The sequence below is a fragment of the Paraburkholderia agricolaris genome, assembly GCF_009455635.1.
Classification (GTDB): Bacteria; Pseudomonadota; Gammaproteobacteria; order Burkholderiales; family Burkholderiaceae; genus Paraburkholderia; species Paraburkholderia agricolaris.
In genome coordinates this window covers 4,508,814-4,522,125 of record NZ_QPER01000001.1, presented here as the reverse complement: position 1 = coordinate 4,522,125, position 13,312 = coordinate 4,508,814, and the positions used below count along the sequence as shown (strand labels likewise).

General features: G+C 61.3%; 10 protein-coding genes. 3 read left to right on the top strand and 7 right to left on the bottom strand.

The annotated features are described in order from the left end of the window. Positions 1–284: 284 nt before the first annotated feature. The 6 genes from GH665_RS19960 to GH665_RS19935 all read right to left on the bottom strand — a co-directional run bounded on the left by GH665_RS19960 (position 285) and on the right by GH665_RS19935 (position 7,022). Positions 285–1,109: an OmpW/AlkL family protein gene (locus tag GH665_RS19960; protein ID WP_153137714.1), complete on the bottom strand. Its 825-nt coding sequence runs from the start codon at positions 1,107–1,109 to the stop codon at positions 285–287. 172 nt (positions 1,110–1,281) lie between these two features. Continuing rightward, positions 1,282–2,529: a DUF2957 domain-containing protein gene (locus tag GH665_RS19955; RefSeq protein WP_153137712.1), complete on the bottom strand. Its 1,248-nt coding sequence runs from the start codon at positions 2,527–2,529 to the stop codon at positions 1,282–1,284. 100 nt (positions 2,530–2,629) lie between these two features. Next, complete coding sequence (locus GH665_RS19950) at positions 2,630–4,042, bottom strand: DUF2957 domain-containing protein (protein WP_153137710.1); 1,413 nt, start codon at positions 4,040–4,042, stop codon at positions 2,630–2,632. A 488-nt stretch (positions 4,043–4,530) separates the two neighbouring features. Further along, positions 4,531–5,478, bottom strand: coding sequence for an N-acetyl-gamma-glutamyl-phosphate reductase (gene argC / locus GH665_RS19945; RefSeq protein ID WP_153137707.1), 948 nt, complete (start codon positions 5,476–5,478; stop codon positions 4,531–4,533). Positions 5,479–5,767: 289 nt separating this feature from the next. Then, positions 5,768–6,349: a flavodoxin family protein gene (locus GH665_RS19940; protein WP_153137705.1), complete on the bottom strand. Its 582-nt coding sequence runs from the start codon at positions 6,347–6,349 to the stop codon at positions 5,768–5,770. A gap of 70 nt (positions 6,350–6,419) precedes the next feature. Further along, the gene (locus tag GH665_RS19935; RefSeq protein ID WP_153137703.1) at positions 6,420–7,022 is read right to left on the bottom strand and encodes a YbhB/YbcL family Raf kinase inhibitor-like protein; all 603 of its coding nucleotides are present in this window, start codon (positions 7,020–7,022) and stop codon (positions 6,420–6,422) included. A gap of 266 nt (positions 7,023–7,288) precedes the next feature. On the opposite strand from GH665_RS19935, the gene GH665_RS19930 reads away from it, so the two are divergent. Then, positions 7,289–7,978: a response regulator gene (locus GH665_RS19930; protein WP_153137701.1), complete on the top strand. Its 690-nt coding sequence runs from the start codon at positions 7,289–7,291 to the stop codon at positions 7,976–7,978. 109 nt (positions 7,979–8,087) lie between these two features. Here the strand turns inward: GH665_RS19930 and GH665_RS19925 are convergent, their stop codons facing one another. Then, positions 8,088–8,774 (bottom strand): orotate phosphoribosyltransferase, encoded by a 687-nt coding sequence (locus GH665_RS19925; RefSeq protein ID WP_153137699.1) that lies wholly within the window; start codon positions 8,772–8,774, stop codon positions 8,088–8,090. Between the two features lie 367 nt (positions 8,775–9,141). Here GH665_RS19925 and GH665_RS19920 point away from each other — a divergent pair, with 367 nt between their 5' ends. Both GH665_RS19920 and GH665_RS19915 read left to right on the top strand, forming a co-directional pair. Beyond that, entirely contained in the window at positions 9,142–10,374 is a 1,233-nt protein-coding gene (locus GH665_RS19920; RefSeq protein ID WP_153137697.1) for an MFS transporter, read from the top strand. 302 nt (positions 10,375–10,676) lie between these two features. Continuing rightward, positions 10,677–12,959 carry an NADP-dependent malic enzyme gene (locus GH665_RS19915; RefSeq protein ID WP_153137695.1) on the top strand — a complete coding sequence of 761 codons (2,283 nt, stop codon included), beginning with the start codon at positions 10,677–10,679 and terminating at the stop codon, positions 12,957–12,959. Positions 12,960–13,312: the final 353 nt, after the last annotated feature.

Sequence of the window (13,312 nt, the reverse complement as noted above, 5' to 3'; positions counted from 1 at the left end):
GCGAATGGCGGCCTGATGCATGGCGCTCAACGCCGCTTGCCTCGCACCGGAAAACTTGTTGTACTTACGCAACGCCGAGGGTCAACCCTAATTTGCATGTTGCGACGCACCAAATCATTTGCTATAGTTCGTTTTGTCTCCTCCATGTCTCCTCTGATATGGATTCAGCCCGCCCACTTAGGCGGGCTTTTTTTTGCCCCGAATTTCCCGTGGTTTTCCAGAAAAGACGAAGCCGGCTGGCCCCTGTGCGAAGCCGCCGGCTTTGTCGTGTCTGCGCGCCGAACTTAGAACTTATACGAGACCGCCAGGAACGAAATGATCGGGTCGGCTTTCAGTTCCGCCTTTGAGACGCCCAGTTCCGTGCCGTCCGCCGCCTTGATGATGACCGACGAGGTGGTCTTCAGCGGAATGTACGTGACCGATGCCACGAGGCCCCAATGGTCGGTGATGTTGTACGCGAGACCCGCATTGAACACCGGCTGCCAGGACGACGACGCCTTCGCCGACACCTGCGTTTGCCCCGGCTTGCCCGCACCTGCTGCCAGCACCGAGCCGAGATTGTTCTGCGTCGCGCTCACGAAGTTCGGGCTCAGTTGAACGTCCGAGAACCAGTTATACGACACACCAATACCCACGAACGGCCTGAAATGGGCCGTCGGCTCATTGAAGTAATACTGGAACAGCAGCGCCGGGCTCCACTGACGCACACTCTTTACGATCGGGTTGGCCTGCGGATCGCCCAGATTCTGCTGACCGAGCGCGCCCGCCGGTCCCGGCGGCTGGATGGTGCCGTGCCCGTAGATCTTGAAGACCGGCGGCACACCCGCCACCGTCGTCACGGCGATGTGATCGGTAAGGTAATGGCTGAATACGAGGCCGACGGTATTCGCGGTATTGGTCGACAACCCCGTGCCGCCGGATGTGAACGAATTCGGCAGACGCAAGGGCGTATTGATCGGTGTCGGGGCGACGTTGGTGGTCAGCGGCGTGCTCGAATCCTGCGGCATGACGTGGAACCAGCCGAGCACGGCGACGTTGTCACCCGCGTGTTGTGCGTGCGCGCTGGCGGACAGGCAGATGGCCAGTATCGCGAAAAAGATTTTTTTCATGTTGTTCCTCCTGAGGCGCGCGTTGCGTTCTTTGCGCGCGGCGAGCGACGGCGGCCTGGCTGCGTGGCCGGTGCGCTGGATATTCGGTGGACACCGGCTGCCGCGCGATTGCTGTGCGCGGCAGCCGGGACACGAACGCCTCGTTGCGTGTCGGCGGCGCGTGCTGCGTCCATTACTGGACGAAGGCGCCGATCGTGAAGTACGGCGAGGCCGCGTTGGTCAGATCGAGGTAGCCGAACACGCCACCCGTGAAGATCATCTTTCCGGTCGGCGTGGTGCCCGTCGAGGCACCCACTTGCGTCGTCGTCACCACACCCGGCACGGTTTGCGTGAAGTCCAGATTCAGCGCGGTCGCGAGCGATGCCTGCGAGGCGTTGAACGGATCGAGCAGCGTGGCCTCCGTGCCTTCGAGCGCGGTGGTGCGATAGTCGAACTGGCTATCCACGCCGATGTACTCGCCGTTTTGCGAGTTCACCGCAATCGCGCTTTGCGGCGCCAGGATCGAGATGCCGGATTCGTCGTCCGCATACGGGCCGAGTGAGCCGTTCACCGGTGTCGTCACCGATGAATTCGCCGCGCCGGTCCGTACCAGAATCGGCACCAGCTGATTTTTCAGCTTGCCGACGATCATGTAGCCGCGAGCCTTGGGTGTCGTGGCGAGCGTCGGTTTAGCCTGGCCGAGGAAGTTGTCGGTTTCGAAGGCACCGCTGCCGTCGGACGACTGCACGAAGTTCGTACCCGGTTGCTGACACGTGCCCGCGTTGACCCCGGAGTTGTCGCACTCGGTCCACGTACCGTCCGCATTGATTGTGATCTTCGTATTGACCGCGACCGGCGCGAAGTTTTGCGACGGGACCTGGTGATAGCCGAGCTGGTTGTAGGTGCCGGCCACGTTCGCGATGTTCGTTTCAATCGACGAGAAGCCGATGAACGGGTAGTACGGGAACGTGGTATCGGGCACCGCGCCCACGCCGAGAATCCCGGCGAAGGAAATTTCCGCCCCCGGAATCGTGCCGCCGGCCACGCCTTCGCCGACAAAAATCCGCGCCGGACGATTCGGGTCGAGGCTCGCGCCGTTCAGGCGGAACGCGCACTGATTGAGCTTGGTGGTCGGCAGCAGGGTTTCCTGGGTCAGCGTGCCGCTTGCGGTCTGGCCGGCGCGCGTCGGTGCGACGGTGCCGGTAGTCGCCGGGATCGGCGATTCGATGTAACTGATTTGCCACGTCATCTTGGTCGTGTCCATCTGCAGCTTGACCAGTTCGCCGTCACCGCCGCCGCCCGTGAACACCGTGCCGTAGTCGAGCGACGCAGGACACAGACGAACTTCCGTCACCGGTCCGTCGCCATTGCCGCCACCACCACCGCACGCCCCCAGTAACGGTGCTGCAAGAGCGAGCACCGAAAGGATTCTCCATTTCATACCGCCTCCAGAATTTTCTCGTTGTGAGTGGCAGGCTCCCTGTCCGGCCACCTTTTGCTCTATTTATGTCTCGTACTGCGAACTGCCGGTCCTTCAGTCCTTACTTGCTGATCTGCGCGCCGATGCCGAAGTAGGGGGCGTTTGGCGTATCTGAGTTCGCCGAGGTCGGCGTGAGGCCGCCGTTCTCAGCGCCCTGGATAGCGATGGCGTAGAGACCGCCGGACGCAATCGCAAAGCCGGTCTTGCCGTTGGTGTCCTGCACGCCGACGAGGCCCGGACTCGGCAGCCCGTAGCCGAGACCAAAGCCGCTTTCCGCCGACGAGTTGCTCGGATTGATGAAGGTGCCGACCGCACCCTGGATCAACGTTGCGGTGTACTTGAAGTTCGAGTCCGCGCCGACGTAGCCGCCGTTGAAACCACCGGATGCAAGCGGCGTGGCCGCGGCGAGCATTGCGATGCCGGACTCGTCGTCGACCTTTGCCGCCAGCAGATTGCTCGTGTCGACAAAACCGGTGCGGACCACCAGCGCTACCGTGGCTCCGTTGACCTGACCGAGAATCATGTGAGCGACTCCCGACTTGCCGCTGGGACCGAGAATCGGAAGCTTGAACTGCGCGACGATTTGCGGAGCCTGCTGACTATCGAAATACCCGTTGCTGTTCAGCGTCAACGGGTTGCCGGTGGTCAGGCAACCACCGGCGTTCGGCGAGTAATTCGGATTAGCAGTGTTGCTGCTGGTACAGGTGCCGCTGGCGTCGAACGTTTCGACCGTGTTGGTCGCGACTGTTGCGTAGTTGCCCGACGGTGTCAGGTGATAAAGCAGGCCGTTGTAAGTGCCTGGCAGCTTGGTGATATCGGTCGTCGTGCTGGCGAAACCAAGAAACGGATAGAAGTCAAAATGCCGATTCGGCACCGCGCCGACGTTTGAGCCGAGCAGGCCGAGGTTCAGGCCGCTGAACTGCACCGTCGCACCCGGGATGCCGCCACCAGCCACGCCCTGACCGACGAGGATCATCGGGGGATTCGGATTGTTGACGAAATCGGGTGTCGTGTAGGGCTGACCGTCACCAGCGGCGGTGCCGGTACCTGCGCCGAGAATGAAGGCGCAGCGTATTTGTTCGGCGGTCGGCAGCGCGCCGGTCGGCGGGTGGATCACGGCGCCCGTGATCTGTGTGCCCGCGCGCGTCGGCGTGACTTGACCCGTGCGCAACGGAATCGGCGACTCGAGCCACTTCAGCGTGTACGTCATCGCAGTCGCGTTGATGTTCAACTGCACCACTTCGCCGCTCCCGGCGCCACCGAGAAAGGTGGTCTTCACAATGTCCGCAGTAGCGGGACACAGCGCGGCCGCACCCGCGCCGGTGGCCGGTGGGCCCTGTACGCCGCAACTCGAGCCCGAGCATTGCGGGGCACTGATCGTGCCGGGATCGCTGGCTTTGCCGCCGCCGCAAGCAATAAGCAACGGCGTCGTAGCGATGGCCATCGCCAAGCCTCGAATAATGGCGTACGACATGCTGCTGTCTCCCTTCATGTAATTGTGCGAACTAATTTCGCTGCGCGTTTAATGCCTGTCAATTGAATGAGCCGTCTAAAAAGACCGATTCAAACAGGGAATTTTTTGCCGGACGCACACTACGTGGGGCTTCGCCGCCCTTTTAAACAAAAAGGGAATTTTTGCTTTCACAGCGGTACCGTTGCTTCGCTGCACGCCCTTTCCAGACAAGCGTTACAGCAAAATGGCTCTATCTTCTTCGAACGACCGTTCGAGAAAAAATCCGGAGTTTCCCTATGCGGAAAACTATGCTGTCCGGGTCAATCTGGAGAATGAATTACCGTCGGTTGATGAGCAGTCCGATTTTTCTTTTTAAAGTAATGCGGGCTACTACTGATTAACGGTAAAAGAGGAGTTTGGCGGGCAGGTTTTTAAAACAAAAAGGCCGGTCTGTAAAGACCGGCCAATCAGTGGATTGGCAGTGGAAGACGTCTATATCTCGAACTTGCTCAACGTTTCAAGCCGGCTTCTTCGGCGGCGCCGATGGCGAGGTTCATGCACTGGATGGCCGCGCCCGATGCGCCCTTGCCCAGGTTATCGAGGCGTGCGACGGTCACGAGGCGCTCTTCGTTGCCGAACACGAACAGGTCGACGCGGTTGGTGTCGTTGTTCGCTTGTACGTCGAAGAAACCGCCGTCGAGATTCGCCTCGGCATCGAACGGTGCGACGTGCACGAAGGCTTCACCCGCGTAGTACTCGGCGAACAGCGCGCGCACATCTTGCGGCGTGGTCTTCTTGGCCAACTGGCTGGGCGAGAAGAAGGTGGTGACCGCGAGACCCTTGTAGAAGTCACCGACGATCGGCGTGAACACCGGTGCCGAGTTCAGGCCGGTGTGCGCCGCCATTTCCGGCAGATGCTTGTGCGTGAGGCCGAGTGCGTACGGACGCGGACTCTTGAGCTTGTCATTGCCGCCGGCTTCGTAGTCGGCAATCATCTTCTTGCCGCCGCCGCTGTAACCCGTGATCGAGTATGCGTGCGCGGCGAAGTCCGGCGCCACGACGCCGGCTTCGACCAGCGGACGCATGGCCAACACGAAGGCCGATGCGTGGCAGCCCGGCACGGCGATCCGTTTCGCGGTGCGCAGCCGCTCGCGTTGCGAGCGAGCCAGTTCGGGCAGGCCGTAGGCCCAGTCGGCCGACGTGCGGAACGCGGTGCTCGCATCGATCAGCACGGTGTGATCGTTTTCGACCAGCGAGGCCGACTCGCGCGAGGCGACGTCCGGCAGACACAGGAACGTGACGTCCGATGCATTGATGAGACGACGGCGCTCTTCGAGGTCCTTGCGCTTCGCTTCTTCGATACGCAGGATCTCCACGTCGGCGCGTTGCGACAGGTATTCGAAAATCTTCAGGCCGGTCGTGCCTTCCTGTCCGTCGACAAAAACTTTCGTGCTCATCTCGATCTCACTGGCTTGCTGGAAACGGGGCGCGACACCGCGCCGGAACGCTATTTTAAGACCTGATAGCGATGGGTGTGCAAAACGGGGTGAAAAAACGACGATGCGCGCTGAAAGTGACATCGGCGTGACGGGTTATGCGACAGATGCATGCCGATGCAGGCGGGTTCCACGCAAATTGACGACGCGTGCGAAGCGCTGCGGCGTGCGGCTCCCGGCGCGTGCGGCGCTCGCATCGCGCGCGGGGCACTGATACCGCCACGCGGGGTGAGCCTATGGAGCCGTGCAATCAAACGCCCGCGTGCGCGCCCGCTTTCCACCTTGCCGTTGCGCCTGCAATGCGCACGCCGAACATCCGCGCCGTTTCCAGGTCGCCCGCGGGCGGCGCCTCTTCCGGCGACGCATCCGCCGGGGACTGTGCCAGCAGGCCGGTAAAGCCGCCCACATAGTTCAGATCGTTGCGGGTGGCCGCCTTGGTGTTCGACGGCATCATGCCGGTGCCGACCCAGATCATGCTGTGTTGCATCGCCAGCGTGACGAAGTACTGGATCGTCGAGAACTTGTCGCCGTTCATGGTCGCCGAGTTGGTGAAGCCGGCGGCGATCTTGTCCTTCCAGGTTTGGCCGAACCACGGTTTCGAACTCGCATCGGCGAATTTCTTGAAGTCGGCCGACGGGCCGCCCATGTACGTCGGCGCGCCGAAGATGATGGCGTCCGCAGCCGCCAGTTCTGCCCAGCCAGCGTCGTCGATCTCGCCGACCGGCAGGAGCTTTGCGTCCGCGCCGGCTTCGAGTGTGCCGGCCAGCACGGCCTCCGCGACTTTCTTCGTATGGCCGTAGCCGCTGTGATAAACGATGACGATCTTCGGCATGGCACTCTCCGGCAAGGTGAAAAAGCAGAGGTAAGCATGGCAGCGGCGCGCTGCTATTTGACGGGCGCCGCTACCGTCCGTAGTTGACCACCATCCGCGCGCTGCCGAGCGTGGCAGTCCCGATCTCATGATCGAACATGAGTGCCGGGCGCCCTTGCGCGAGGCGCAGGTCCGCGGTGCTCAGCGCATAGACGGTGATGACGTAGCGATGGGGTTTGCCGGGCGGCGGGCAAGGGCCGCCGTATCCGTCAAGATCGAAGTCGTTGCGTGCCTCGAACGCGCCGAGTTTCTTCAGGAAGCCCGATGCGCTGGCGTTCTCCGGCAAGCTGCCGACGGTAGCCGGAATCGCTGCCACGGCCCAGTGCCACCAGCCGCGGCCGGGCGCGTCCGGATCGAAGATCGTGACCGCGAAGCTGCGTGTGCCGGGTGGCGCATTGCGCCACGTCAATTGTGGCGAGCGATTTCCGCCTTGGCAGTCATCCTGATTAAAAACCTGCGCCGCATCCACGGTGCCGCCCGCATGGAAACTGGTGCTGGTCAGCGTGAACGCATCCTCGGCGATTGCGTGTGGGACATGCGCCGCGAATAGCGCAAGACCCAGCATCGCGCAGGTGAAGGACGGCATCCGGCGGAACAGCGAAGCAAGCGAAACAACCAGGCAACGCGAGCGCATGTGCCGGTTCTCCTGTCAGGGGCGCGAGGCGGTTGTCCTCGCGAGGATTATTGTCCCTATTTTGTGCCCCAAGGTCGATTCAAGTCTAACATTCGCTTTGCGAGGGCTCATTGTTGCCGCCGGCGGGTTTGGTGGACGCGAAATCGGCTATAGTCGGAGGAATTGTCCGCGCGAATACAGACCGCGCACCCGGTCAGTTCAAGTACCAAGAATAGAAAGGCATGTCGGAAGTTTTGGAGAGTGGTTTATCTGTCGAGGGGAGGGCAATGCAAGATCCAGTCAGGGTCGTGGTCGCTGACGACCATCCGGTGATTCTGTTCGGCGCCGAACAAGCGTTGCTCAAGTTTCCAGGTCTGCAGGTCGTCGCGCGCGCGCGACAGTCAACCGAGTTGATCAAGGTGCTGCAGACCATTCCGTGCGACGTGCTCGTCACGGATCTAGCCATGCCTGGCGGCCAGTATGGCGACGGTCTGCCGTTGATCGGCTATCTGCGCCGCAATTTCCCGGACCTTCCCATTGTCGTGCTGACGATGCTGGAGAACGCCGCGCTGCTCAAGCGGCTGAGCGAACTCGGGGTGACCTCGGTCGTCAACAAATCGGACGATCTGAGCCACATTGGGCTCGCGGTGCAGCACGTTAGCCGCAACCTCGAATACATGAGTCCGTCCGTCAAGGCATCGCTCGACACGTTGCGCATGAATGCCGGCGGCAAGAACGAAGACGTGATGCTGTCGCGGCGCGAACTCGAAGTGGTGCGCCTGTTTGTCTCCGGCATGACGATCAAGGAGATCGCGGAGCATCTCAATCGCAGCATCAAGACGATCAGCACACAGAAGAATACGGCGATGCGCAAACTCGGGATCGATCGCGATTCGGAGTTGTTCCAGTACGCGCAGAGCAACGGCCTGTTGAATCTGTCTTCATACTCGGCCGACGATACCGGTAGTGCGTCCTAGCCGCGACCATTCGTCCAGCTAGACGAACTCCATGCGAACTCAATGAAAAAAGCCGCCTGTCTCATCGACAGGCGGCTTTTTTCATTGAGTTCGCATTAAGCGGCTGCGCTTACTGCGGCGTTGCGTTGGCGCCGCCGTGTGCCGCCGACCATTCGGCCGGTGCGTGCAGGAATTTTTCCACTTCGTCGAGCGTCCTGGTATCGAAGTAGTTATTTGCCTTGGCGACGCGCAACACGTCCCACCACGTGGCAAGCGCGTGCAGATCGACGTCGATGTCTTTCAGCACCGACACGCTTTCCTTGAAGATGTTGTAGTGGAACAGGACGAAGCAGTGGTTCACTGTTGCGCCGGCAGTGCGCAGCGCATTGATGAAGTTGATCTTGCTGCGGCTGTCCGTGGTCAGATCTTCGACCAGCAGTACACGTTGCCCTTCGGTCAGCAGACCTTCGATCTGCGCGTTACGGCCGAAACCCTTCGGCTTCTTGCGCACGTACTGCATCGGCACCATCAGGCGGTCGGAGAGCCATGCCGCGAACGGGATGCCGGCGGTTTCGCCGCCGGCCACTGCGTCGATCTGTTCATAGCCGACGTCGCGCAGGATGGTGGTTTCGGCCATTTCCATCAGGCCACGACGCACGCGCGGATACGAGATCAGCTTGCGGCAGTCAATATAAACCGGGCTCGCCCAGCCGGACGTGAAAATGTACGGTTTCTCCGCGTTGAAGTGCACTGCTTGCACTTCCAGCAGCATCTTGGCGGTGGTGTCGGAGATCGTCTGGCGATCGAAGCCTGTCATGGGCGGATCCTTGGGTGTGAGCGAGGAGAAGCGGGCGCGAAGCCCGGTGGCGCAGCAAGCGGGGTATGCCGCGCCATGATGGGCGGAATACGCGGCCGGTCAGTGGAGTACAGGCCGGCCGGTTTAACTGCGATTTTGCTGCGCGCGTAGCCCGACATTTTACCCGAAATGGGCCCTCCCGAGGAGGCTGTCGTGTGCATCTGCCACGAATGACGGGCATAACGGCCATGCTGAACGGGACTTTCAGGGTTCGTTGGGCGCCGGTTTTATGGCTTGCTTGTGAGCGGCTTGGGGCACCTTTACACTCACGCGAATTTCCTGGCGGCCTTGCACGTTGGTCGTCGCCATGTCCTACGGAATGCTTTCAATGACTGTCGCTTCTTCTGCCACCGAGACCTGTGAATCCGCCAGGCGTGGCTATGCGGGACGCGCGCTGATCGCGTCGGTGCTTGGTTACGCGATGGACGGCTTCGATCTGCTGATCCTCGGTTTCATGTTGCCGGTAATTGCTGCGGATCTGCATCTGAGTTCAGCACAAGCAGGTTCGCTTGTGACGTGGACCTTGATTGGCGCTGTCGCCGGCGGCCTGATTTTCGGCGTTTTAAGCGACTATTTTGGCCGCGTGCGGATGCTGACGTGGACGATTCTGATCTTTGCCGTTTTCACCGGCCTATGTGCGCTGGCGCAGGGTTATACCGACCTGCTGGCCTATCGAACCATTGCCGGCATTGGTCTGGGCGGTGAGTTCGGCATCGGCATGACGCTGGTGGCCGAAGCGTGGCCGGCGTCGCAACGGGCCCGCGTGTCGTCCTATGTCGGGCTGGGATGGCAGCTTGGGGTGCTGGCGGCCGCGTTGCTGACACCGCTGCTGCTGCCTGTGATTGGCTGGCGCGGTATGTTCGCGCTTGGACTGCTGCCTGCCGTGGTGTCGTTTTTCGTGCGGCGCAGCGTCGAGGAACCGGCGCTGTTCACCGAACGCGTCGCACGTGGCATGCGCAAGCTGCCGCTCAAACTGCTGGTGGCCGACGCACGCACCGCGCGCGCCAGCATGGGCGTCGCGATTCTCTGTTCAGTCCAGAACTTCGGCTATTACGGGCTGATGATCTGGCTTCCGAGCTATTTGTCGAAGACCTTCGGCTATTCGCTCACCAAATCCGGTGTGTGGACAGCCGTGACGGTTCTCGGCATGGCGGCCGGCATCTGGCTGTTCGGTATGGCCGCCGACCGGTTCGGCCGCAAGCCCACGTTCCTGTTCTACCAGGTGGGCGCGGTGGTGATGGTATTCGTCTACGCTCATCTGACAACGCCGATGGCGCTGCTGATCGGCGGCGCGGCGATGGGCGTGTTCGTCAACGGGATGATCGGCGGCTACGGCGCGCTGATTTCCGAGCTTTATCCAACCGATGCGCGGGCCACCGCGCAGAACGTGCTGTTCAACGTCGGCCGGGCGGTCGGCGGTTTCGGGCCGGTGGTCGTAGGCGCATTGGCCGCGCGCTATTCGTTTGGCGCCGCGCTCGTTTTGCTCGCGTCGATTTACCTGCTCGACGTCTTCGCAACGCTTTTTCTGATTCCCGAACGACGCGGCGCCGAACTCGAATGACGTGTGCTCGACGCCCGCTCAGCGGTGAGCGGAATGGCCGCCGGATGCGGCGCCGCAGCATTGCCGGCGCCTGTTTCGCTGGTGGCGAGCCGCGTTAACCAGTCAGTGCATCGACTCATTCGGGGTGTACACTGATCGACCCGCGTAGCACTCCGCACCGTCTTGCGCTCCGCCGAGGTTCGACGCTGCGCCCAACCGGCGCACGCGAAAACCGCCGCCGTCGATTATCCATTCGATAGACGCGAAGCGCCGCCACGGGGCAGTGTGCCGGGCCCAATTACTTACGTCTCGCAGGTTAAAAAATGGACGAACAACTTAAGCAAAGCGCTCTCGCCTACCACCAGAATCCGAAACCCGGCAAGATTTCGGTCACGCCCACCAAGCCGCTGTCGAACCAGCTCGACTTGTCGCTTGCGTACTCGCCGGGCGTCGCCGCGGCCTGTATGGCGATCTACGACGAACCGCTCGACGCGCAGAAGTACACCTCGCGCGGCAACCTCGTCGGCGTGATCACGAACGGCACGGCCGTGCTCGGTCTCGGCAACATCGGCCCGCTCGCCGCGAAGCCGGTGATGGAAGGCAAGGGTTGCCTGTTCAAGAAGTTCGCCGGCATCGACGTGTTCGACATCGAACTCGCCGAGTCGGATCCGGACAAGCTGGTCGAAGCAATCGCGATGCTCGAGCCGACGCTTGGCGGTATCAACCTTGAAGACATCAAGGCGCCGGAGTGCTTCTACATCGAGAAGAAGCTGCGCGAGCGCATGAAGATTCCGGTCTTCCACGACGACCAGCACGGTACCGCGATCATCGCCTCGGCGGCGATCCTGAACGGCCTGAAAGTGGTCGGCAAGAAACTCGACGAAGTGAAGCTGGTGTGTTCGGGCGCCGGCGCGGCTGCCATCGCGTGTCTGGATCTGCTGGTGAATCTGGGTCTGTCGAAAAAGAACGTGCTGGTCACGGACTCGAAGGGCGTGATCTACGAAGGTCGCGGCAATCTCGATCCGTCGAAGGAACGCTACGCGGCGAACACCGAAGCGCGTACCCTGGCCGACGCGATCCGTGGCGCCGACGTGTTCCTCGGTTGCTCGAGCGCCGGCGTGCTGAAGCCGGAAATGGTCGCCGAAATGGGCACGCAGCCGCTGATTCTCGCGCTGGCGAATCCGGAACCGGAAATCCGTCCGGAAGAAGCAAAGAAGGTGCGCCCGGACTGCATCATCGCAACGGGCCGTTCGGATTATCCGAACCAGGTCAATAACGTGCTGTGCTTCCCGTTCATCTTCCGTGGCGCGCTGGATGTCGGCGCAACCACGATCACGGAAGAAATGAAGCTCGCGTGCGTGCGCGCGATTGCTGAACTGGCCGAAGAAACCGATCAGGGCGATGAAGTCGCCAAGGCCTACGAAGGCCATTCGCTCGAGTTCGGCCCGGAATACCTGATTCCGAAGCCGTTCGATCCGCGCCTGATCATCAAGATCGCGCCGGCTGTTGCGCAAGCCGCGATGGATTCGGGCGTCGCAACCCGTCCGATCAAGGACATGGACGCGTATCGCGAAGAACTCGGCACGACCGTGTACCGCACCGGCATGGTCATGCGTCCGGTGTTCGCGGCGGCGAAGTCCGAGCCGGCACGTATCGTGTTCGCCGAAGGCGAAGACGAGCGCGTGCTGCGTGCTGCGCAATTCGTGCTGCTCGAAAAGATCGCCAAGCCGATTCTGGTCGGCCGTCCGTCGGTGATCGAGATGCGTCTGAAGAAGATGGGCTCGAAGCTGAAGTGCGGTGAGGACTTTGTCGTCGTCGATCCGGAAGACGATCCGCGCTATCAGCAATGCTGGCAGGCATACCACGAACTCGGCGCGCGCGAAGGCGTGACGCCGGACGTCGCGAAGGCCGCGATGCGCAAGTTCAATACGCTGATCGGCGCGATCCTGGTGCGCCTCGGCGAAGCGGATGGCATGATCTGCGGGATGATCGGCCAATACCACACGCATCTGAAGTTTATCGAGCAGGTGCTGGGCAAAGCGGACAACGTGCAGAACTTCGCTGCAATGAACCTGCTGATGCTGCCGGGCCGCAACCTGTTCATCTGCGATACGTACGTGAACGAAACGCCGACTGCCGAGCAGCTTGCCGACATGACGATGCTGGCTTCGCGCGAAATCGAAAAGTTCGGCATCACGCCGAAGGTTGCATTGTTGTCGAATTCGAACTTCGGCAGCGCGCCGTCGGCGTCGTCGCAACGTATGGCTGCAGCGCGCAAGCTGATTGCTGAACGTGCGCCTTCGCTCGAGATCGACGGTGAAATGCACGGCGACGCGGCGTTGTCGGAAGTGGTCCGCAAGGCTGCGTTCCCTGGCACGACGCTGAGCGGTGAAGCGAACCTGCTGATCATGCCGAACGTCGAAGCAGCCAACATCGCGTACAACCTGCTGAAGATGGTCGGCGGCGAAGGCGTGACGGTCGGTCCGTTCCTGCTGGGCGCCGAAAAGCCGGTGCACATCCTGACGCCGGCCGCGACTGTGCGCCGCATCATCAACATGACGGCAGTGGCCTCGGCCAATGCACGCAAGCGGGCGAACGCGCAGTAAAGATGGTTTGATGTCGAAGCGGCGCCGCATCGCGGCGTTCGCGGTAGGCCAGAAAAAAGCGCCACGGAAGCAGATTCCGTGGCGCTTTTTATTTGCACGTTCTGATTTGAGTGAGCGTTCGTCTGAAGGATTCTTAAGTCGATAAACGAGCTTTAAGACTGGTCCTATTCGGTTCACTGTGACACTTTTGTAAAGTTACTTCTGAGGCGCGGCACTACGCGATGGCAACGAAACAGTCGGCTGGTCACTTCGTTGCATCGAATCTGGCGTTGCGCTTCACCTCTGGTGTTGAGTAGTTGCAGTTCTGACGATGAAGACAGTAGTACCAATGGGTTGTGGTAGTTGCAGTAGAT